The sequence below is a fragment of the Parasedimentitalea huanghaiensis genome (assembly GCF_009753675.1).
In the GTDB taxonomy this organism is placed as follows: Bacteria; Pseudomonadota; Alphaproteobacteria; order Rhodobacterales; family Rhodobacteraceae; genus Parasedimentitalea; species Parasedimentitalea huanghaiensis.
This window is the reverse complement of sequence record NZ_WQLV01000024.1, coordinates 1-21434: the sequence shown is the minus strand read 5'-3', so window position 1 is coordinate 21434 and position 21434 is coordinate 1. Positions and strand designations below refer to the sequence as shown.

The window sequence follows — 21434 nt, the reverse complement described above, 5'->3', positions numbered from 1 at the left end:
TTATCGTATCTGATTTTACAGGCTGTGTGAAAGGAGCAGTGCTCATGACACGGACAGCGCAAAGTTCAAAAGTTCAGACACCCTCCCAGCCAAATCTGCGCTATCGGGGTGCTCGGGCGGTTGTGGCGCTTATCCTGCGGGAAATGTCGACCAGCTATGGGCGCTCTCCCGGCGGTTACATCTGGGCAATCCTGCAGCCGGTGGCGATGATCGTCATGCTGACTATGGCGTTTTCTGTGCTGCTGCGCTCGCCTTCTCTGGGCACCAGCTTTCTGCTGTTTTATGCAACCGGGTTTTTGGTGCTGCGTCTGTTTCAGGAGCTGGCAACGGCTGCAAGTGGGGCCATTTCCTTCAACCAATCTTTGCTGGCCTATCCGCGGGTCACCTATGTGGATACGCTGGTGGCCCGGATCATTCTGGCGGTGCTCACCCAGATCATGGTCTCGGCCATCATCCTGACCAGCATCTTTGTAATCGAAGATATCCGGGCCATCCTGGACTTTAATCCGATCCTCAAAACCTATGCCATGACAATCCTGCTGGCGGTGGGAATAGGCACCTTCAATGCCTACATGACGTTCTCTTTTCCAGTCTATAAGACGGTCTGGACCATTGCCACGCGGCCTTTGATGTTGGTGTCCGGTGTGTTTTACACCTACGAAGACCTGCCGCATTTTGCGCAACAGGTCCTGTGGTATAATCCATTGATTCATCTCACCGGACTGATGCGGACAGGGTTTTATTCCAGCTACGATCCTACTCATATTTCCCTAACTTATGTTGCCTTGGTGGGAACGATCCCACTGTTTTTCGGGGTGCTGCTGCTGCGTCGGTTCAGCAAGGATATCCTGTACAAATGAGGTCTAAAAAGGCGGCGCCCCTTGGGGCACGGCCTGGGTGTTTCAGCCGTTTCGCCCCGGTTACTGAGCGGCTGTCATGTGCTCTTCCTTGACCCACTTCAGCTTGTCGCGCTGGACCTGTTCAACGGCCAGGATTTCCTGCCCTTTATAGGCCAACGCCGCATCCACATGTTTCAGGTCCCGGCACAGGCGGCGCAATCCATCCGGTTCGAGGCTGGCGGCGTGGTCGGTTCCTTTCCAGGTCCGGTCCAGGGTGAAGTGGCGTTCGATATGAGTGAATTCACCTTTGCCCTCCGCCTGCATCGCCCGCCCCACGGCCAGCGCTGCAACGTCAGCGGAAATGCCTAGGTGATGACCAGAAAAGCCGATCCCTTTGACGGTGGTGCCAAATTTTTCCATCAGGTTGCGGATTTCAAACAGGCAGATGTCCTCAAACGCTACTGGGTAGCCCGAGGTGCAACTGTAGACCACCAGATCTTTGGCGCGGCCACGGTCGGCATAAAACTTCACCAGATCGACGATTTCCTGACCCGTGGACATACCGGTGGAGACGTGGATTTCGCCGGAATATTGCTCGCAGAGGTACCCCTGCAGATCATAGTGCTGGTTGGTGGCTGAGGGAATTTTGAGCAATGGGGGATTCAACGCTGCCATTGCTTTGGCTGATGACAGGTCCCAGACACTGGTCGAATAGGCAATGCCGTTTTCAGTACAGCATTCGATGAGCTCTTTGTGCTGATCGGTATTAAGTTCCAGAAATTCGCGGTGCGCCCCATAGGTATCGCCATAAGAATTGGCCGGGTTGGGGTGTGGCGTGTTGTATTGATTTGGCGTTAACAACTCTAAATTGTGTCTTTTTTGAAATTTCGCAATATCTGCTTTGCAGACATGTGCCGCAACACGGATGAGTTCCTTGGCGATTTCTATATCGCCTTTATGGTTGCATCCAATTTCTGCAATAACTTTTACGGGGGATTTTACTTCGGTCATGAGGTCTCTCCAACGTAGTCTGTGATCGTCAACCATTGCCCCTGCACCATAGCAGTGCAGGCAATCCACTTATGCGAAAGTAGCCCTATGTAGACTCATTTCAATTCAGAAAGAGATTCCGTGAAAATCAATAAAACATCTCAATTCCCATCCTGTACGGTTTCGGTGGTTATGCCTGTTTTTAATGCAGCTAAGACCTTGAAACGGGCGGTGGAGTCGGTGCGGTTACAGGACTGGGAAGACTGGGAGCTGCTTTTGGTTGAGGATGGATCCACGGATGGCTCAGCTGAGATCTGCGAAACACTGTCCACACGCTACGCGAGAGTTGACGTGATACGCCAACTGGGGAATACCGGGGCCGCTGCGGCGCGCAACACCGGCATTCGCGCGGCAAGGGGGCGCTATCTGGCTTTTTTGGATGCTGATGACGAATGGCTGCCGGACAAGCTCAGCCGGCAATTGGCTTTCATGCGGGCACAGGGGGCGGTGTTCAGCTATACCGGGTTCTGGCGGCAACGCGGCCGCCAGTGCCATCAGGTGCGGGTGCCCGGATGTGTCACCCGGCAGGCGCTTTTGAAGGGCAATGTGATCGGCTGCCTGACGGCTATTTATGACCGGAAATACTTTGGAACGGTGGAAATGCCGCCTCTGCGTCTGCGTCAGGATTTTGCACTCTGGCTGGATCTGCTGGCGCGCTGCGATCGGGCATATGGGCTGAACCAGCCTCTGGCAGTGCATCATGTGCGGGCGGCATCGCTCAGCGCGCCGCGCGGCCGGGCGATGCAGGCAACCTGGCAGCTGTATCATCAGTACCTGGGGCTCTCGGGCCTGCAATCGGCCTGGTATATGTCCAATCACCTGCTGCGCCGCCTGCGCCGTGGGTAATACCATTGGTTGGAAGGGATAGTGATCGAGGCTAAGATCCTGCTATGGTTTAATGGCGCGGTGACAAAAAGAGGATTGCATGAGCTTTAAACGACGTCTGCGCGCCGCGGTTCAGGGGTTTCGCAATCCGAACCGTGTGGTGACATCTTCGGCCGTCAACACTCTCGAACAGATCAAAGCCAGCCGTCTGGCCTGGCAAGAGGCGGTGCCGCGCTGGGAGCGAATTCAGTCCGTTGCTGAGGCCGCGCTGGGGGAGGGGGGCTGCAGCGGTGGCACCATGCTGGAGATTGGCGGACGTCTCAATCCGCGCAAAGCGGATTTCCCCAGCTTCACCTATCATGCGCTGGACCTGCAGGATGCGCCGGGGGCTGAGGTCGAGGTGGCGGTGGGCAATATCACCCATTGCCCGCATATTCCGGATGAAAGCTATGATTTCATCTTCAGCCTGGATGTCTTTGAACATATTGATAAGCCCTGGTTGGCAGCCCAGGAAATTCAGCGTTTGCTGAAGCCCGGGGGGGTCACCATGCACAGCACGCTGTTCGCCTGGCGCTATCATCCCTGTCCGATCGACTACTGGCGCTATTCCGCAGAGGGGCTGAAATCGCTGTTTGACAGGCTCGACTGTGTCCATGCCGAGTTTGATCATAGCGAGCGTCGCCGCGATCTGCGCGGTCGCGATGGAAATCTGGTCGAAGGGGATGCCCTGGGTGGCTGGCGCGAAAACGTGCGGGTGAACTATGCCGGTATCAAACGGTGACCCGGTCATGACGCCCCCCGAGGTCTGTCCAGCCGACTATGTCACGGTGGCCGTATCGACCCTGGGGGCGGGGCTGCTGCACCTTCGCCTGCCGGATCCCTGTGCCGGAATAACCTATCTGATCCTGGTGCAGCAACCACAGGCGGGGGCTGCAGAGGTCTTTGCCAATCGGTCTGATGTGCGGGTGGTCCTGTTGGGTGGCATTGGGCTTTCCAACAGCCGAAATGCGGCGCTGGATCAGGCAGAGACGGCGCTGCTGCTGTTTGCCGATGACGATATGATACTGGATCTGCAGGGCATTCAAACCCTGGCGGAGTGTTTCAAAACCGACCCGCAGCTGGCCCTGGCCGCGGGCTGGCGCACCGAGCGGCTGCCCGCCAAGGCGGAGCAGGTCACGCTGACCCGGTTCAACAGCGGCCGGATCTGTGCCCCTGAATTCATGGTGCGCCGGGCCGCAGTGCAGGCGGCGCAGATCCGCTTTGATCCTGACTTTGGTCTGGGCGCACACCACGGGTTGGGTGAGGATTATGTCTTTGTCACCGATCTCCTGAGGGCGGGATTGACCGGGATCTCAGTGCCGGTGGCCACCGGATCTCACCCCCATGCCAGCACCGGAGGAAACTGGGTCGATCCAAAGTTGAACCCAGCTCGCCAAGCGGTCCTGACGCGCGTTTTTGGCCGCATGGCCCCCCTGATACGGCTGGTCTACGCGCTGCGCCACCGCAAACGGCTGGGGGGGCTGGGGGCCGTCATTCGATTTATTTGGCTGGCTTGAGGCGGGCCAAACAAAGAGACACCTATTGATCCCCTTTGGCCATGACCTGATCCCACAGGCGCATGTCCACATCAAACAGCTCAGTCACTATCGACAGTTCTTTTGGCGACAGATCCGAAGCGTTGAGCCGCTTTTCAGATTTATTACGGTCCAGAGTCGGGTCCATATGGTGTCCGGTCATGTCGTGATACACCGCGTTCAGATCAGCCAGAGCTGCCATGTTCAAGTCCAGTGCTACAAGCCGCGCCTGAACCGCCTGCCAGGACCGCTGGCCCGCCAGGTAGTAAGATTGAAAGTTGGGTGCCCAGATCGGAATCTTGTGGCTGAGGGACATGAACTGCCAGAAATCCAGCCCCTTGACCCGTGTGTAGTTCTGCGTGTGTTTTGCCGTGGTCGCAAAATTGAACATCGAGACCGCCGCAGAGACTGGATCTCTGCAAACGGAAAAGAACGACGTTTCTATGCCTTCAAATGCGGTCTCGTACTTAAAAAGCCCGTTGTGAATGGTCATGATTTCCACATTCCGAAAACCCGTCTTTTGATGCTGCTTGAAAGCCATATTGTCTTTCTTGCCAACATATTGAAAAAACCGGTCCCCATAGTGGTGGCGCAGGTTTGCATCAACACTGGTGCCACCACATTTTGGAAGATGTACAAAGACTTTGAGGGGTTTCATTTTGGCTGGTTCCTCTTCAGCCTTTGCGGGCTTCTACGTAAAGAGACATAAAGGGATGGGTCAAATCGAAGTGTTTTTTATGACCCATGTGACGGGATCGTGATCCCTGACACCAAGACCCATAGGCCTCGGTAAAGCCGATATCCAAAAGAAGACTACGCATCTTTTGCAGGGTCCAGACATTCATGTGGGTGCCTGGGCTAAAGCTATTATAACTTTCCGGAATTTTGGCAACCAGAGAGGCGGCAGCCTCAAAAGCGGTCTCTCGCCGGGGGAACAGCTTCTGGACATCATCATCACTCATGCGGGGCAGTTCTTCAAATTTGCTCTTCTGCAAATACCCCGCAGCAAAGCAGCGCAGAAAGCGCTGATGCAGGCTTTCATTCGGGTGGAATTTAACAAACCCAAAGCGAGAGAAGAAAACGGCATCCTTGCGAAAATAGGCATCTGCAATCTTATCAAAGTCGGGGCAGGCGATACGCACGGTCCCACCGGGTTTCAGGACCCGGAAGGTTTCGCTGAGTGTGTGCCGCACCACCCGGTCACTCAGATGTTCCACAACATGTGACAGATACGCGGCCTGATACAGGCTATCGGCGACCGGGAAGTTGTCGTTGAAAAGGTTGCAGGGATAATCAACGCGTTCCTGCCGGTCGGCGTAGGCGTCTGACACATAATCGAGATTGGCCCAACGCGGGTGGGTCCAGGCGCCGGACCCTATACAAATGCCTACATAATCTGGTTTCTGTTCAGTCATTCAAACCTCTAATCCATGCTGTCCAGGCGGCGTTGCGAATGGGGGGTGGCAACGGGGCTGGTCTGGTGAAATTATGCCAAACATCTGAAGGCTTCGGGGTCCCATTGCCCCAGATGTGGTGCCCATCTCCTCTGTCGTTATGGCTATGCTGTTCTTGCCAAGGCGTCCTGCACGCTCTTCAGGACTTTTTGAGCGGCGGCAGACTTGGGATTGCCTTCCACGGCTTTCTGGGCGTGTTCCAGCGCCTCCGCTGGTCGGCCCTCTTCCGTCAGATATATGGCCATTTCCCGGTCAACAGAGGCCTTGCCTTCATTGTTACGAACCGCCATTTGCAGGATCCGCTCCGCCAGCGCAGTCTCTTGGCAACTCTGCAACCTGCGCGCCAATTGGAAATACCCCAACACATCACCCGGATCCTCCCGGAGCTTGACCACCTGTTTGCCAATCTGGTCCCAAACCTGATCGTCCCGGTGCTGGGTGAAGGTGATTACACTTTCTTTGGCAAGGCTTTTGAAATGTTGGCGCATTGTTTTTCCAAGCCCGGAGCTCTCCTCGTGGTCCGGGGCCATATCGTCCAATGCTGAACACAGCGCCTCGGTGAACGTAACCGGATCGAAGTGAGAGGCCAGCGCCCTGTCCACTGCGTCATGGTCAAATGGCGCAGTCATCACAGCTTCCAGAGCCGTGACGGCCGCCTCTGTTGAGTAGTCGGAAAAGACCTCGCAGCCGGAAATACCCGCCACCCACTCTGCGGTTCCGATGCCTTCAAAACAGACCAGTTTGACCCCCCGGGACAGGGCTTCCAGTGCCGCCAGGGGCTGTGGGTCATCAAAGGAGGGCAGAAACAGCACATCAAGATCGTCAATGAAGGCCTGGGTTTTTTCAGGTGGCATTGGCCCATGGAAGGTGATGGCGTTTTTATTGATCTGTCCGGCATGATGCTTACCGACCCACTCAAATGAAATATTGCTGCTCACCGCGCGCAGGGTTTCAGCAACAGCGGTAAACAGCTGTGATCCCTTGCGGGGTTGATAGGACCCAACCATACCCACCCGAAGAGGGCTATCTTCGGTTTTTGGTTTGCTCAGAGCCCGGCGCATCTTGCGCTGAGAGGAAGACAACATGGTATCAACGGTATTGTAGACAAGGACTGCCTTCTGCACGCCCAGCTTTTCCTCAACATAGGTTTTCTGCTTTTGTGAGACACAGAAAACGGTCGCATCTTTCAGGAACCTGCGGAAAACCTGATAGGCTCTGGGGTTCTTTTTGGAGAACTCTGAAATGGTCCATTCTGTTTCATGCAAATAAATTGCGCGCTGCTTGGACCGGGACACGAGCAGCTCAACGCGGCTGTCTTCAAAACACGCGACTGAATTCAGGATCAACCGGTGTGGGCGGGCGAGCAGATAATCGGCGGTGTAGCGAACTGACACACGATCCGGATCGGACAGGTTGATCACCTTTGGCCGGGCCTGTTTGCGAAGGTCAGCCGTTTCCAGAAAGGCGCTGAGTGGCCGGTGCACCCCAGCCAGTGAAGACATCTCATGGACAACCCATAAAACATCAGAGTAGGGCATGCCTTCGGTTGCAAAAAGCCGGTAAAATGCTGCGTTTGTCTGGTAAAATTGCTTATCCAGATGTGCCAGATCCGTGTTGATCTGATCGTATTTCTGCTCAATGTTTTCCAGCCTGTCTTCGGCATTCTTCAACGCAGCCTGCAGTCTGGAAAAGGAAGACCGGTCAATCATGTCGCCGGTCAGATCACGGACAAGTGCCTTGCCGCCAAGATCCGAAATCTGGTGTTCTGAGGGCTGCCGGGGCTCCGCCAGAATGTCACCGATTTTGTCAAAGTACCCGTTATAAGACAGATTCAGATGTGGATATTCCTGCAAAATGCTCCGCAGGAAACTCAGATCACCATCCAGAGAATGCGCACCGGCCTCATAGCCAGGCGTGGTGTGCTTGCTCCCCAGATCGCTGGCGATATCTTTAGGAATATCATAGGCATATCGCTTGTCGGCAGATTGATAAAAATCCATCCCAAAAAGGTGGATGTCGGAATACCCCTTACAGGCAAAATATGCGAGAGCCTGCAGTCCGGCCGTGGGCAAAGGGCGGCTCATGAAGATCCGGGCCAGGTTTGGGTTTACACTTGCAATTGTTGCCCAGTGATCTTCCGGGGGCTCTGCCTCCCAGAAGGGGTCAGCGTTCACTTTTCCCTCGGTGTAGTCCATAAGATCCAGTGGAACAGGACATAGAAACCGGTGGAATTTATACTCCTCTCCCTGAACCACCCGGCGTAATTCATCATGCAGGCGCGGGCGGTTCACCGCCCAGAAGTAATAATCCACATCAGGGCCATAGGCGTTTTCAGTCTCCAGGAAAAAGAAGTTGAGGCGAACAATGATTCTGGGTTCAGGGATCGAGTGCAAGGCTGCAGACAGCTCAGAGGCAGAGGGTCCATTTCCAACAATGACTACATTTTCTGAATGCATGGCGTGTTCTACTCCACTTCTTCTTTGAATTGATGTCTATTTGCTTAAATTCCGCATAAAGTGTATTTATATATATTGAATCAGGGCTTTCTCAACGTCTTCAATGATTGGTTGGGCGATCTTGCAAAACGCTGTTTTATTATACCCGGAAGACACATTTGACCGGACTGTTTTGGGGAGGGCTGAAAGCTGTCTCGGTGGCAGGTCCAGGAACGCGACGATTTTCTCAAGAACACGGGCCTGCGTATCAGCGTTGATGAGATCGGTCACTTCAAGCTTCAAAAAGCTGAAATTTATTCCATGAGATTCTAAAAATATTCTCAAGCGCAGCTCGTGCAGCCCATATAAGGACGCCCAAATCATGGTTGTTTTGATTTGAGGCATTGGAGCTGAATCGACTTTTTTACCCAGACCCGCGACCCAATCCAGAATAGCGTCTTTTTCACTCAGCAACTCATTTCGAAAAGAGGCTTGTTCAAGCTCTTCAAAGTGCTCAGTGGAAAGGTATTCCCGGCGGCGTTTCATTCTTGCAGGGGAGAAAAAATGCGAAACGGCACGGTCTGCCGGGTTCCGCATGATGAAAATAAAGCGGAGTGTCTCAAACCTATCAGAGAGCTCTGCGAGGCGTTGCAACCCCATCCCCCCCCATAAGAAGGCCCCCGGCGTCAGTTCGCAGGTCAGGGGTTTGTCTGTATCCGGATAGAAGCTTGCCAAAACCGACAGCTCCGCATCTGGGAATTTGTTGAAATACCCGGTTTCTTTGATAAAAGGCAAAGCCAGCTCCGGTATTTGATCCAAGAGTACTGCCAGGCTTGTCGAACCACATTTGGGAAACCCGGCCAGGAAAACAGAGGGCAAACGCCCCCCAGTGGCCCCTGTGATGCTCTGCACTTCGGAAAACAAGTCCTGGGCGGGTTGACCTGTCAGCGAAGTTCCCCGCCGCGCGTATGCGGTCACCTGCTCACGGATCCGTCTCAGACGGTTTTTTTCACCGACCTTATCGACCTCTATTGTGTTTGTATTGCTCATGTTACCGTATCGCTCACTTGCTATTCAGCGCTGCAAAATCAGAGCTCCATTTGGAGCCATTTGGCCGAGTATTAAGAGGGGTTTTCTACAGAAGATGTGCGTCTTGATCAGAACTTGTCTAACAGCCAATTGGGAATTGTGGCAAATTATTGCGATCAGGTTGGTTGGCTTCCGACCTGTGCAATGGCGGCAAAGCCCCCCTTAAAAGGGGTCTAAATGAGGACAGATCGGCACCTGAAAGGGACGCTCGGCAAAACGGTTGACGGTTTCCAATACCCGCTCGCCCAGATCGCGGGGGCAGAACATATCTGCCACCCAGTCTGGATCCGGTGGAGTGGCACGCAGGTGCAGCATGTCCTCCAGGGATGTGATCAGCCCGCTGCCGGAAAACAGTTTGCGCATGGGATCGACCAGATCATCCACGTAACTGTCGACAAAATCCAGATGCACCATGCAGGGCACACCGGCACGGACCACATCGATGGCCGCCGTTGAGGTGCAGGTGAGACCAAGCGCCGCCTGATCCAGCGCCTGCTGCATGGTGCAGACGGTGGTTTTCAGGTTGGAGGGCAGATCTGCCATTGCCTCCATCAGGCTGGGATAGTCATATTTTTCCAGATGCAGGTGCTTCTGATTTTCATTTGGCAGATGGCGCAGTTTGATCCAGACAGTGCGGTCAGGATTGGCCCGGGCCATGGCCGCCAGCGCCCGCAGCATATGCATCCGTCCCCGCCGAGAGGAGGGCGACAGCGCCTGGGTGAAAAAATAGATATCCTGACGGGCCGCCAGGGTTTCAGGGGGTAGGATATGGGGGGTCACAAAGGTGGGATGGCCAAAGCCAACCTCTTGCCACATCCTGTCCCATCCTTTCGCGGCAGTTTCATAAGCCGCGATATTGCTGGCTGGAAATAAATAGACCCCATCGCAGTGGCGGCGGCGAAAATAGCCATCTTCCGGAAAGAAATCGAGCCCGCCAAGAAAGCTGATCACACAGGGGCGACCCGCGGCGGCGGCTATTTCGACCCGGCGAAGTTGGCTGCTCAGGGCGCGGTATACCCGGCTGGTCAAAATGGCGCGAAACTGCTGGGATAGCATCAGCCCCTCAAATTCCTTCCCTCGGAGTGCCAGATCAGGTCCCTCAGGCAGAAGTTGCGCCATCTGGCGATAAGACAGGGCGTTTTCGGTCACCACCCAGCCCATCCGGATCCCCAGACCGGGATCAGCCGCCCGCAGAATATCCCGCATACGCAGTGCAAAAAACAGGGTGGAATCGTCGCTGAACAGCAGCAGCACAGGCCGGTCCCTGAAGGCCAGAATTGGGGCGGTGACAGGGGGGGAGGGGGGCAGATGCGACGGATCAGACATCAGTGTGACTGACGGGTCTGAAGCTCGAACTGTGCGAGAATCTCGACTTGCTGCTGGTTGTGGCTGCGATTGGCCCGAGACAGGTGCGCCAGTTGCAATCTATCATTTTGCACCAACCTGAACAGCCACTGCAGCGGGGCCCCCAGAGGTGACCGGGATAAGCGATAAAGGGTTTGTCCGAACGATGTCAGCTTCAGTTTTTTTATCATAAAAGCCCGAAATTGCGCGCAAAATATGCACTATTTTCTACACCGAAATCTGGGTTTTGTAAACGACAGGGCTAGCTAAGTGGTCTGCAGGACATCTTGTCCTGCACATTCAGGTAATGATCATTTTGATTTACGGGGCAATATATGACCCAAATTCCCTTTACCGAAGTATCCGATACCGCCTGTATCATTCTGGCGCGCGGTGGCTCAAAAGGTGTGCCCGGTAAAAACCTGCGTCCGGTTGGCGGCATCTCGCTGATCGGCCGAGCGGTGCGGGCTGGGCGGGCCGCAACCCGGGTGGCGGCGGTTTATGTCTCTACCGATGATGCGGCGATTGCCAATGAGGCGGCACTGCATGGCGCCCGCATCATTGACCGCCCCCCTGATCTGGCCGGTGACACCGCCACCTCAGAATCCGGTTGGCTGCATGCGGTGCCACTGATCCGCAAAGACCTGCCAGCGCTGGACAAGCTGGTGTTCCTGCAATGCACCTCTCCCTTTACCACCGGCGCAGACATCGATGGCTGTCTGGCGGCAATGGTGCAGCGCAACACCGCCTGTGCCTTATCGGTCCTGGAGGATCACTCGTTTTTCTGGGAGCAGGATGAAAACGGGCTGGGGGTTGGCGTCAATCATGACGAATGCAAACAACGCCAGCGCCGTCAGGATCTGCCCCCGCAGTATAACGAAAGCGGCGCCATCTATGTGGTGCAACTGGAGGCTTTCCTGCGCAGCGGCCAGCGGTTCTGTGGCTCTGTGGCGCTATATCCGGTCGACCACCCGCCAGTGGAAATCGACACCCTGCAAGATTTTGCCCTGTGTTCACAAATTGCTCAGGCTGGCGGGCGCAGCGATATCAGCGACAGGCGGTTGGCGCGGGTCAAGGCCATCGTGATGGATTTTGACGGGGTGCATACCGACAATCTGGTGATCACGGATCAGACCGGTGTTGAAAGCGTGCGCACCTCACGCGGGGATGGCATGGGGCTGGCGCAGCTGCGCGAGTCTGGGCGGTATCACATGATGATCCTGTCCAAGGAACGCAATCCGGTGGTGCTGCAGCGGGCTGAAAAACTGCAACTGGAGGTGCAGCATGCGGTGGATGACAAAGTTGCAGCACTGCAGATCTGGCTGGAGGCGCGGGGGCTGAACTGGGCGGATCTGCTCTATGTGGGCAATGATATCAACGACCGGGACGCCCTGGATCATGCCGGTCTGTCGGTCTGCCCCTCGGATTCTCATCCCAGCATTCTGGGCAGCAGCGACTGGATCCTGCCTCTGCCGGGCGGCAAGGGCGCGCTGAGGGTGATGGCCGATATGCTGATGACGCGGGGCCACTGACCATGATGGATCGCCGGGTAGTTGTGGCGGGAAATGGCCCTTCAATCGCCTCACTGGAGCCGGGGTGTATTCAGGCGGATGACTTCATCATCCGGATCAACAACTTCTTTTTTGAACCGCGGTTTTTCCTGGGGCAGCGGGTGGATCTGGCCTTTATGGCCGGGGATCCGCGGGTGGCCCCGTTTATGTTCGAAACGCTGCACCAATGTCGTGCAGATTATGATCTGCGCGCCTGGAGCAGCCATAATCCCCGCGTTGTTCGGGCTGGGCAGCGGCGTTTTGGAGCGCTGTATCAGCCGATGCGCTATCGTGACAGCGAGATTGAAGCAGAGGTGAAAACCCTGATCGCCCGCTACAATCGCAGCCCGACAACGGGTGTCTATGCGGTGCTGATGGCCCATGCCATCGGGGCCCAAGAAATCATCATGGCGGGTTTGGATCTCTACAGCACCCCCCAGCGCTACCCCTATGAGCTAGGACCGCACTACCGGGCCCTGATGGGGCAGGATCTGGCGGCACGCGGGATCGACAGCCACTTGCACCACCCGCAGCTGGATCTGGACATTTTGAAGGTCCTCAAAACACGGGACGATGTGCGGTTGCTCCGCGCCTGTGACACGCCCGCCCTAAAGGATCTGACCGACTGGGCGCCTGTGCAGGGCACCCCCTCCCTGGACCAGCCACGCCACTCCCCGCCCACGGACTGGGCAGCGCGCAGTGGGTTTTATTCCATTGAATTATTGAAAGTGCTGAGGCGGGGAAGCGCCCTGCTGCGGCAGATTAGAAAGGAAAGCTGAGATGAGCCTCTCTCAGGATTGGAATGCAGAATTACCCCGCTGGCTGGCAGAGGACGCCCTGCCGCTCTGGAGCACCGCCGGTGTAGACAGCAGCACCGGCACCGTCTGGGAAGCGCTGGATCACAGAGGTGCGCCCTGTGCACAGATGCAGCGCCGCCTGCGGGTTCAGGTGCGTCAGGCCTATTGCTTGACCCAGTCCGAAGATCCGGTGCACCGGGATCTGGCGCTGCAGCTGTTTCGTTTTGCCATGGACCATGGGTTTGACCCCGAAAGTGGCAATCTGGCCGCGCAACTGGCCCCTGACACCTGCATTCTCACCGCGCCGCATGACCTGTATGATCTGGCCTTCATGCTGCTGGCGGCCTCAGCCCTGATCAGGGCCGGGTTTGACATTGCTGAAGATTTGGCGCGGCTGGAACAGGAATTGGCCAAGCTCAAGGCGCCGCGGGGCTGGTATGAAAACGCAATTCACGCCCTGCCACGACGGCAGAACCCACATATGCATATGTTCGAAGTCTCCCTTGCCCTGCTTCACGCCACTGGCGAAGCCCGGTTCCTGGCCATGGCCGAAGAGGGGCTGAGCCTGTTCCGCGAGGTCTTTTTACAGCACGACGGGCAGGTGCTGGAATATTACGATGCCGATTGGAAGCCACTGGCCGCCCCGGATCAGGCCATTGAGCCGGGCCATCTGGCGGAATGGATTTATTTGATTGATCACTTTGAACAGATCAGTGGTCAGGACAGCGGGGTACCGCTGATGACCTTGTTTGATGCTGTGCTGACACAGCGCGACGCCTCTGGGCTGCTGCCGGATTGCGCTGAGCCACGATCGGACAGCCGCCGCATGTGGCCACAGGCCGAACTTCTGAAAGCCGGGGTGGCGATGCGCCGCCGTGGCGTGGTGCTGGACCCCTCTGCCAGTCCCGAAGCGGTGCTGGAGCGGATCTGGCAGGACTATATGGACACGCCGGTTGTGGGGGGGTGGTATGACAAACGCAGCCGCGAGGGCGCCTTGGTTTCTATCAACATGCCAGCCTCAACCTTTTATCACATCCTGGTGGCCTTCCGGTTTTATCTGTCTGGCGGAACTGAGATCTGATTGGGAAATGTGGCTCCAATAAAGAGGTTTATCCCTCTGTAACAGATTACAGAGGGATAAACGCGGATCAGAAGAAGGCGAAGTTATCACTCAACCCGTCAAAACTGCTGAGGTTTGACAGGGTCACCACATCCCCGCCGCCAAAGTCAAAGACAACCACGCCGCCTAAAATCTGGCCATAGTTGGCGATCACCGTGGCAGCATCGCTGGAGCCGCCGGTCAGGCTGGTTGACAGCGACAGGATATCGCGGTGGATCTCAAAATCATTGATCTCATCCCGGTCATAGCCAGTGTTGAAGATAAAGGTATCACGCAGGGTGCCGCCGCGCAGCAGGTCATCGCCCGCGCCGCCATCCAGCTGGTCAACACCCTGGTTGCCATAGAGTGTGTCATTGCCAGAGAAACCCCGCAGGGTGTCATCGCCAGTGCCACCATAGAGCACGTCCAGCCCATCGCCCCCCGACAGCACATCTGAACCAAAGTTGCCATAGAGCGTGTCATTGCCGCTATTGCCAAACAGCACATCCCAGGCCGATCCGCCTGACAGCCAGTCATCGTCATCCCCACCGCTGAGATTGTCATCGCCAGAGCTGCCATAGATCGTATCATTGCCCGAGCCGCCAAGCAGCGTATCCCAGCCGGTGCGGCCAAAGATGGTGTCATTGCCAGAGCCACCATCGACATAATCAACCCCGTTGCCCGAGCTGATATAGTCATTGCCGGCATCGCCATAAATCGTATCCAGCGAAGTATTGCTATAGATGGTATCATTGCCTGCGCCGCCGCGCAGCGTATCGTCGCCGGTACCGCCCTGCAGGTAATCATCGCCATCCCCGCCCAACAGGCTGTCGCGGCCACCTTCGCCAGTCAGACTGTCATTGCCCGCATTGCCCGTCAGCTGGTTATGGGCGCCATTTCCGAGGATCGTATCATTGCCAGATCCCCCTAGGGCGTTTTCGATCACCGTGCCCCGGGCAATGCCAATATTGCCAATCAGGCCGCCAATATCCGAAAAGCTTTCTCCCAGCAGGCTGAGCCGGTCGTGGGTGGTGCTATAAGACAGGTCTACCGTATCGGTGCCCCCCTGATCATAAATTGTATGGGTGATCGCAGCGCCGCCATAGACGCTGGAGGTGGTCCCCGCTGCAATCAGGTCAAACAGCTGATCCATATAGGTGCCCAGAGCACTGTCAGCCCCGTAGGTGGTGTCGCCTGCGGTGGCACTGCTGGCCCCTGCCGCTCCATACAGGTTCTGGATCGCCACCACATCCGCCATCATCAACGAGACGATGGCGGCATAGCTGGCATTGGTTGTCGTGTTTTCTGTCTGGTTGAAATAGGACATTACCGAAATCTGCCAGCTGTCATTGCTGAAGGTCTCGTCCACGCCATAGGTGGCAGCACCATTATAGCCGCCCTGGTGCCCCAGCCCCAGCGCATGACCAATTTCATGCACATAGGTCGAGAAAGAATAGCTGTCCAGCGCCGTGCCATAGCTGGTGAGCCAGCTGGAACTGACATTCACCTCTGAAGACAAGATTGTGCTGCCGCTCACCGAAGAGGTTGCATAGGCACCGGAATCTTCATCATCAAAGGTTATGTCAGCGCCGCTGCTGACCTCGACAAAATCAAGATTAGCAACCGTTTCCCAGGTCTCAAAGGCCCAACGGGCCAGCTGCTGCCCGCCAGCATTCAACCCGGTGATATCGACCGAGATCTGGTTGCTGCCACTGGTATCAAAACTGCGCTGGCTGCGACTGCTGTCCTGCCAGTAGCCATCGGTCAGGTAATCGGCCAGCTCATCCAGGGTCGCCGGCGTTGGCGGCAGCTGCACTTCGGCCGTAATCTGATAGGTGCCAGAGCGATTATCCGCATAGCCCCCGGCAGCGATGTAATAGGTACCGCTGCTGGTTGCCGTATAGCTCAACAGGGAATCCAATCCTGGACCGCCATCGTCATTGGAGCCAATCAATGTGCCGCTGCTATTATAGAGCCGCAGATAGGGGTCACTCAAGGTGCCGCCCCCACCGGCAGTGCCAGTCAGATTGATATTATAAATTTCGCCTGCAGTCAGGCTGATGGCTACCCAGTCCCGATCCCCCAGCGTCAGGCTGCCATTGAACGTATCGCCCGCCTGCATCGTGTAGGCGGTGCCGGTTCCGGCCACCGCATCGGTGGTTTCCGTCAACACCGCCTGGACCACCTCGCCAACACCACCGTCCGGAACATGTCGGGCGGGATCAAAAGTCTGCGTTACGTCACAGAGGGTACACATGCTAAAAATCCTACTCTTGAAGATCAAACAAGTTAAAAACCACGGCAACCTATTTGGGCGAAAACTGGCGTTTCAAAACATGGCCTTCAGAAAATTTTGGGCCGTAAGCCATACTTTGCGGTCTCCTCAAAAATTGAGAGACAGGATTCGCAATCGCGAACCAAGACCATCACATCAGGTCAGCCTAAGGGATCTGAATATTCACAACGTGTTAGCAGCGTCACTCTGGTCCGTCGCGCAACCCCAAGCACCACAGTCTAGACAGGGGCAAACAGTATCATAATCAAAGCCACAAAAATAGGTGCCTGCCCCAGATCACGGACATAAACAGGCTCTAAACATGAATATGGCGGTCGCCCAGGTTGAGAAATTGAAACCTTTTCCCAGTCTTGTCTGCGCAACATCAGCCCCGGCCAGGCCCGGGTCCCACCAGCGGAGCCCCACAAATGTCCCAGACCTCTCCCGTCTTATCCCTGCCTTTTTTGATGCCCTCACAGGCCCAGAAACATGTCACTCATAATGAAGCCCTGCTGATCCTGGATGCGGTGAGCCAGCTGAACGTCAGGGATCTGTCGCTGTCAGCCCCGCCAGAACTGCCGGACCCAGGGGATCGCTATATCGTGGCGGAGCCGGGCAGCGGGGCCTGGGCCGGACATGGGACTGAGCTGGCTTTTTGGGATGGTGCAACCTGGCACTTCTTTGTCCCGCAATCGGGCTGGCAGGCCACCGTGGATCCCCTGGGGCAGGGGGTCCGGTTTGACGGCACGGACTGGCTGCCAGTACAGCTTGATCTGCAGAACCTGCCCGCACTCGGCATTGCTGCAACTGCGGATGATGACAACCGGCTGACTGTGGCCTCTGCCGCAACGCTGCTGACCCATGTGGGCGCCGGACATCAGGTCAAAGTGAACAAGGCCAGTGCCACAGACACCGCCAGTCTGCTGTTTCAGACCAACTGGTCCGGCCGGGCTGAGATGGGCACCGCGGGCGGCGATGAGTTCGCCATCAAGGTCAGCCCCGATGGCAGCCAGTGGCTGACGGCCCTGAGTGTCACCCCAACCACCGGTCAGGTCTCCTTCCCACAGGGCAGCCCGATGCTGCGGGAACGGCTGACGGCCCCGCGCAGCTATTATGTCCGCCCTGATGGGGCAGACAGCAATGACGGGCTGGCTGATACCGCCGAGGCGGGATTTCTGACCCTGCAACATGCGGTGGATCAGGCTCTGGCGCTGGATTGCGGACCTCATGACGTGCAGATCCAGCTTGCGGCCGGGGCCTACGGCGAAGAGGTGGTGCTGCAGGGGCCGCTTCTGGGCAGTGGCAGCCTGTTGATCACCGGTCATGCAGCAGATCCCACCATGGTCACCACCGCCCGCATTCTGGCCCGGCGGGGGGCGGTTGCGGTGGTGACCGGGCTGCAGTTCACCGGCAGCGATGGGCTGCAGGCCGAAACCGGGGCCCGGATCCACGCCGCTGCGCTGAGTTTTGCCGGCTCTGGGGCTGCGATGATGGCGACGGATGCAACCCTATCCTGTGAGGGGGAAAGTCTGAGCATTGGCGCAGGCATCGACACCCTTGCCCGGCTACGTCAGCGCGCCAGGCTAGAGGCCGGGGGCGGCAGTATGACCCTGGCCAGCGGCATCACCTGGGGGAGTGCAGGCGGGATTGACCTGTCCGAATTCAGTTTGGCGGGGCTGAGTGGTGTGACTTTTGATGGCGACACAGCGGGCTGTTCCGGCCCCCGTTACCAGGTGGCGCAGAATGCCATTCTGCAAACCAATGGGGCAGGCAGCAGTTTCATTCCCGGATCTGTTGCCGGCACTGTCACATCCGGGGGGCAATACCTTTAGCCCGCACAGATCCCGTAGGTCCGGTGCTGACCGGCCTACAAATGGGATCAAACCCGGGGGCCAGTTTGGCGCCCGGAGGTGCAGATTAGTTTGTGGTGGTTGTGGTGGTTGTGGTCGATGTTCCGTCGCTGCCGCTGGCCACGACTCCCACAAACACAAGTGTCGTCAGACCAAGAGCGCCAAGGGGACCAACTGCCAAACCGCCAGCGCCGCTCAGAACAGGCGTTGTCGCCTCAACGGTCTGAGCCGTAGCGGTTGATACGGTGGTGCTGGCAAGGACGGCCAGAGAAAGGGCTGCAATGATTTTCTTCATTATTCAACTCCATGGATTGGCTAGCGAGACATTATGCAGAAATATATACCACTTCAACGGGTGTTCTTAGGCTAAAAACCTTACCCTCTGATTTCCAAGCTGTAATTTTTGAAAAATATTCAGATTGTCAGCTGACGAATGCGCAGATAGCCAATTGTCGGGCCTGCCCATTGCCGGGATTGCCACACTCTCCCCGAGCGCGAATCAACCCAGTAGTCATTCACCACAAGGCTGTTTTGCGTTTCGCACCGTTCCTGCATATGGCGGGTGGGGTAGGTGACTTCAACGATCTCTACCGGTGCGGGTCCCAGATCCAGCAGGCTGCAGACCATCACCAGTGCGTGGGTCTTATTGTCTAATCCACGAATTTGATAGCTGCGGGCACCGCCCATAACCGGACCGGGTTTCCCGGTCGCCACCGGTGCCGAGGCCGACAGGATGTCATCCCCCAGCCCCCGTGTGGCCACCAACACGCCGCTGCGCAATGTCAGGGTGATATTATCCTCGGTGCGCCAGACCACTATCTCGCCGGGGCTGTCATCGCGGCGCACCAGCTGCTGTGACAGGTAGGCAAAGATATCGCGGTTCTCGACCGTCACCTCGATATAGGGGCCTTCCACCGTGTCCAGCGCCGCGCGGGTCAGCGGCGGCCGCTCTACCGGGGCGGCCGCCGCCCCGCCAATGCTGGCGACCCTCTGCTGGAGAAGCTGAAACACCTCCAGCTCCAGCGTCGGCCCATCCGGTCCCTGACTACAGCCCGCCAACAGGGCCAATCCCAGAACAGCAGCCCATTTCACTGGCAGTATTCTCATTCCCACATCCTTGCCCGCTGATCGATCAGGCTGGCACGATGAGCATCCCGGATCTGCCCGTAAAGCCGTCCTGGCACATAGACCCGCTGGCCTCCGTCCCGCTGCACCGGCCGAACGGTCAGGCCAAAGCTATTGCGGCTTGGCTTGCCCAGCATCCAGTCCAGCGGGATATCGAACCGGAATCCTTTGTCAAACGAGCCTTCGCCAAAATCCTCGGCCGAGACATCGGTCAGGGTGACAAACCCGCCCACGCGCCATCCATTGTCAAACACCCGGTCCAGGCTCAGGGTGCCACCGTAGTCGCCCGCCAGATAACGCCCGGCATCCAACTGCATCTGATAGCCCCCCCCCAATTCGTAATACGCCGAGGCATGACCCGTGAAGGTTTTGTAGTCGCGGAAGGAAAAACGCTGATCAAAATCACGCTGCACCACATAGTTGGCTTCAAACCCCAGCGCCAGCGGGCTGTCCACCGGCTTCCACAACAGCTCAGCTGACACCCCGCCATACATGCTTTCAAACAGCCCGGCTGTTGCGCGCGCATAGAGATTGTGGTCCGGCTGCCAGTAGCGGCTGACAAAGAGGTTTTCCAATGTGGTGCCATATTGGGCATATTCCATCTGATCTGTACGCACATGGGGCAGTTTTGAATTTGAGGCACGGCCATTTTTCACATTCCCCCAAAGCCGCTGACGCAGAGCAGCCGAGAGGACCCAGCCCGGCGCGGGCTCATAACTGGCTTTGAAATCCAGCCCAAGATCCAAGCGGAACGGCTGATCCGGATCAAAATACGCAGGGGCGCTATAGGGGCTGACCGAGGTGCTGAAGGCGGGATAGAGATCAGGTGAGACCAGTGCCGCATCCGGCAGCGGAGCAGCGCCACCAATCCCGGCCACCGCCACCAGCGCATCTGCCGCATGGGCGTCATGCTCCAGCATCTCCAGATCTGAGCGCCGGATTTCTGTGGCCGATAATCCCATCCCACTGCGCACCGGCACCATCCGGAATGTCTCAACCGAGGCAGGCAGCATCCGGCTCATCACCCGGGCTGTGCGCCCAATCGCCAGCGCGTCAGATCGATAGCGGGGGTTGCGAAAACGCACCTCAGCGCGGGTGCTGTCGATTTCCAGGCTTTCCAGGATCAACCCGTCCTGTTCCAACTGCTGGGCCAACTGGTCCCGCAGGGTCAGGCTGCTCTCCGCGCTCTGCGCCCAGTTGTGGCTCCAGTCGGCCTCTGTTTTGGCCCAGTCCGAACGCGGCACAATAGGCAGCGGCGCAGGCACGGCCATTGGGCGCACGGGATGAAAGGGGTTCAGCTGGATCTGAGCCGTCACACCAACTTCAGAGCCATAGAGATAATAGGCACCCAGACGGGTACGCGGCGTGGCCTGATATTCTGCCCCAAAGTTGAGCTGAGACTTGCGTACAAAGACATCGGCATCCTGAGTTTCGGCCACATAGGCGTCCGAAGAATACTCCAGCTTAAAGCCCCAGCGCGCATTGGGTTGCCATTCAATGCCGCCAAAGGGGGCAAAATCCCCCCGAAACCACTGATCATAAGACAGGGTGCCGCCGGTAGACCCCGGTGTAAAGCTGGAACGGGTGCCGATATTGCCGATGGCCCCGTAAGACCCCAACCGCCCCCAGCCCAGCCCCGCCGAAAGCTTTAGCTTGCCGGTGGCCCCGCCAAAGCCAAGCGCGGGCGCCTGAAACTGTTTGGTGGCCACAAAATATTCCGCAGCATAAACCCCAGTGCCGGCAAAATCCTGCAAGCCCATGGTAACCTCGGGCCGATAGCGCCCCTCGCGCCAGAGCCGGGCCCTGACATCAAAGCCGCGATCATAATAGGTGCTGAAAGACGTGGTGCTGAGGTTCTGGATGCCGTTGTAGCGAAAGCTGGCCGAGAGCCAGGGCAGCGCCTGGAAGGTCAGATTATAGCGGGCCTGGCCACCAAACCAGGAATAAGACACTGAAAACTGCCCATCCGGCTGCATCTCGGCGCTTGGCATATCCAGCAGGCCCGGAGAGCCATAAAAGTTCAGGCTGGGCGCGGGCAAAGGGGGGTAACTGGGGGGGCTCAACGCTGGATCCTGCGCCAGCACCGGAGCGGCCGCAACACCTCCGACCATGGCAAACGCCAATCCCG

18 protein-coding genes are annotated in these 21434 nt (G+C 57.1%); 8 read left to right on the top strand and 10 right to left on the bottom strand.

Annotated elements, in window-relative coordinates; genetic code table 11:
- Positions 1–44 precede the first annotated feature (44 nt).
- On the top strand, positions 45–860 hold the full coding sequence (locus GO984_RS22195) for an ABC transporter permease (protein WP_157024727.1): 816 nt from the start codon (positions 45–47) through the stop codon (positions 858–860).
- A gap of 60 nt (positions 861–920) precedes the next feature.
- Here the strand turns inward: GO984_RS22195 and GO984_RS22190 are convergent, their stop codons facing one another.
- Positions 921–1850: an N-acetylneuraminate synthase family protein gene (locus GO984_RS22190; RefSeq protein WP_157024726.1), complete on the bottom strand. Its 930-nt coding sequence runs from the start codon at positions 1848–1850 to the stop codon at positions 921–923.
- Between the two features lie 120 nt (positions 1851–1970).
- On the opposite strand from GO984_RS22190, the gene GO984_RS22185 reads away from it, so the two are divergent.
- The 3 genes from GO984_RS22185 (at position 1971) to GO984_RS22175 (ending at position 4270) form a co-directional block, all read left to right on the top strand.
- Positions 1971–2735 carry a glycosyltransferase family 2 protein gene (locus tag GO984_RS22185; protein WP_342448126.1) on the top strand — a complete coding sequence of 255 codons (765 nt, stop codon included), beginning with the start codon at positions 1971–1973 and terminating at the stop codon, positions 2733–2735.
- Between the two features lie 79 nt (positions 2736–2814).
- The gene (locus GO984_RS22180; protein ID WP_157024725.1) at positions 2815–3495 is read left to right on the top strand and encodes a class I SAM-dependent methyltransferase; all 681 of its coding nucleotides are present in this window, start codon (positions 2815–2817) and stop codon (positions 3493–3495) included.
- Positions 3476–4270 carry a glycosyltransferase family A protein gene (locus GO984_RS22175; RefSeq protein ID WP_157024724.1) on the top strand — a complete coding sequence of 265 codons (795 nt, stop codon included), beginning with the start codon at positions 3476–3478 and terminating at the stop codon, positions 4268–4270. Before GO984_RS22180 ends, GO984_RS22175 begins: the two co-directional genes overlap by 20 nt.
- Before the next feature lie 22 nt (positions 4271–4292).
- On the opposite strand, the gene GO984_RS22170 is transcribed toward GO984_RS22175, so the two are convergent.
- From GO984_RS22170 to GO984_RS22150, 5 genes are all read right to left on the bottom strand, one after another.
- The gene (locus GO984_RS22170; RefSeq protein ID WP_157024723.1) at positions 4293–4946 is read right to left on the bottom strand and encodes a sulfotransferase family 2 domain-containing protein; all 654 of its coding nucleotides are present in this window, start codon (positions 4944–4946) and stop codon (positions 4293–4295) included.
- 16 nt (positions 4947–4962) lie between these two features.
- On the bottom strand, positions 4963–5703 hold the full coding sequence (locus GO984_RS22165) for a class I SAM-dependent methyltransferase (RefSeq protein WP_157024722.1): 741 nt from the start codon (positions 5701–5703) through the stop codon (positions 4963–4965).
- Between the two features lie 143 nt (positions 5704–5846).
- Positions 5847–8198 carry a glycosyltransferase family 4 protein gene (locus tag GO984_RS22160; protein WP_157024721.1) on the bottom strand — a complete coding sequence of 784 codons (2352 nt, stop codon included), beginning with the start codon at positions 8196–8198 and terminating at the stop codon, positions 5847–5849.
- A gap of 66 nt (positions 8199–8264) precedes the next feature.
- The gene (locus GO984_RS22155; protein WP_167740474.1) at positions 8265–9101 is read right to left on the bottom strand and encodes a sulfotransferase domain-containing protein; all 837 of its coding nucleotides are present in this window, start codon (positions 9099–9101) and stop codon (positions 8265–8267) included.
- A gap of 327 nt (positions 9102–9428) precedes the next feature.
- The gene (locus tag GO984_RS22150) at positions 9429–10592 is read right to left on the bottom strand and encodes a DUF6716 putative glycosyltransferase (RefSeq protein ID WP_209279459.1); all 1164 of its coding nucleotides are present in this window, start codon (positions 10590–10592) and stop codon (positions 9429–9431) included.
- Between the two features lie 353 nt (positions 10593–10945).
- Between GO984_RS22150 and GO984_RS22145 the strand changes: the two genes are divergently transcribed.
- Genes GO984_RS22145 through GO984_RS22135 form a run of 3 tightly spaced genes read left to right on the top strand, consistent with a single transcriptional unit; the run spans position 10946 to position 14038 of the window.
- The gene (locus GO984_RS22145) at positions 10946–12142 is read left to right on the top strand and encodes an acylneuraminate cytidylyltransferase (protein ID WP_157024719.1); all 1197 of its coding nucleotides are present in this window, start codon (positions 10946–10948) and stop codon (positions 12140–12142) included.
- Between the two features lie 2 nt (positions 12143–12144).
- Positions 12145–12939, top strand: coding sequence for a hypothetical protein (locus GO984_RS22140; RefSeq protein WP_157024718.1), 795 nt, complete (start codon positions 12145–12147; stop codon positions 12937–12939).
- A gap of 1 nt (position 12940) precedes the next feature.
- A complete protein-coding gene (locus GO984_RS22135) occupies positions 12941–14038 on the top strand; it encodes an AGE family epimerase/isomerase (RefSeq protein ID WP_157024717.1) in 1098 nt (365 codons plus the stop codon).
- A gap of 67 nt (positions 14039–14105) precedes the next feature.
- On the opposite strand, the gene GO984_RS22130 is transcribed toward GO984_RS22135, so the two are convergent.
- A complete protein-coding gene (locus tag GO984_RS22130) occupies positions 14106–16313 on the bottom strand; it encodes a M10 family metallopeptidase (protein WP_157024716.1) in 2208 nt (735 codons plus the stop codon).
- Positions 16314–16759: 446 nt separating this feature from the next.
- On the opposite strand from GO984_RS22130, the gene GO984_RS22125 reads away from it, so the two are divergent.
- Entirely contained in the window at positions 16760–18163 is a 1404-nt protein-coding gene (locus GO984_RS22125; RefSeq protein ID WP_157024715.1) for a DUF2793 domain-containing protein, read from the top strand.
- A gap of 85 nt (positions 18164–18248) precedes the next feature.
- Here the strand turns inward: GO984_RS22125 and GO984_RS22120 are convergent, their stop codons facing one another.
- The 3 genes from GO984_RS22120 to GO984_RS22110 form a co-directional block, all read right to left on the bottom strand.
- Entirely contained in the window at positions 18249–18476 is a 228-nt protein-coding gene (locus GO984_RS22120; protein ID WP_157024714.1) for a hypothetical protein, read from the bottom strand.
- Between the two features lie 119 nt (positions 18477–18595).
- On the bottom strand, positions 18596–19288 hold the full coding sequence (locus tag GO984_RS22115; RefSeq protein ID WP_157024713.1) for a YjbF family lipoprotein: 693 nt from the start codon (positions 19286–19288) through the stop codon (positions 18596–18598).
- On the bottom strand, positions 19285–21429 hold the full coding sequence (locus tag GO984_RS22110) for a YjbH domain-containing protein (protein WP_167740475.1): 2145 nt from the start codon (positions 21427–21429) through the stop codon (positions 19285–19287). The genes GO984_RS22115 and GO984_RS22110 overlap by 4 nt, the downstream gene beginning before the upstream one ends.
- Between the last annotated feature and the right edge of the window lie 5 nt (positions 21430–21434).

Bases quoted from the DNA above. Each gene is read 5' to 3' on its own strand.
- GO984_RS22195 (WP_157024727.1), top strand. From the start codon at position 45: ATGACACGGACAGCGCAAAGTTCAAAAGTTCAGACACCCTCCCAGCCA.
- GO984_RS22190 (WP_157024726.1), bottom strand. From the start codon at position 1,850: ATGACCGAAGTAAAATCCCCCGTAAAAGTTATTGCAGAAATTGGATGC.
- GO984_RS22180 (WP_157024725.1), top strand. From the start codon at position 2,815: ATGAGCTTTAAACGACGTCTGCGCGCCGCGGTTCAGGGGTTTCGCAAT.
- GO984_RS22175 (WP_157024724.1), top strand. From the start codon at position 3,476: ATGCCGGTATCAAACGGTGACCCGGTCATGACGCCCCCCGAGGTCTGT.
- GO984_RS22170 (WP_157024723.1), bottom strand. From the start codon at position 4,946: ATGAAACCCCTCAAAGTCTTTGTACATCTTCCAAAATGTGGTGGCACC.
- GO984_RS22165 (WP_157024722.1), bottom strand. From the start codon at position 5,703: ATGACTGAACAGAAACCAGATTATGTAGGCATTTGTATAGGGTCCGGC.
- GO984_RS22160 (WP_157024721.1), bottom strand. From the start codon at position 8,198: ATGCATTCAGAAAATGTAGTCATTGTTGGAAATGGACCCTCTGCCTCT.
- GO984_RS22150 (WP_209279459.1), bottom strand. From the start codon at position 10,592: ATGTCTGATCCGTCGCATCTGCCCCCCTCCCCCCCTGTCACCGCCCCA.
- GO984_RS22145 (WP_157024719.1), top strand. From the start codon at position 10,946: ATGACCCAAATTCCCTTTACCGAAGTATCCGATACCGCCTGTATCATT.
- GO984_RS22140 (WP_157024718.1), top strand. From the start codon at position 12,145: ATGATGGATCGCCGGGTAGTTGTGGCGGGAAATGGCCCTTCAATCGCC.
- GO984_RS22135 (WP_157024717.1), top strand. From the start codon at position 12,941: ATGAGCCTCTCTCAGGATTGGAATGCAGAATTACCCCGCTGGCTGGCA.
- GO984_RS22130 (WP_157024716.1), bottom strand. From the start codon at position 16,313: ATGTGTACCCTCTGTGACGTAACGCAGACTTTTGATCCCGCCCGACAT.
- GO984_RS22125 (WP_157024715.1), top strand. From the start codon at position 16,760: ATGTCCCAGACCTCTCCCGTCTTATCCCTGCCTTTTTTGATGCCCTCA.
- GO984_RS22120 (WP_157024714.1), bottom strand. From the start codon at position 18,476: ATGAAGAAAATCATTGCAGCCCTTTCTCTGGCCGTCCTTGCCAGCACC.
- GO984_RS22115 (WP_157024713.1), bottom strand. From the start codon at position 19,288: ATGAGAATACTGCCAGTGAAATGGGCTGCTGTTCTGGGATTGGCCCTG.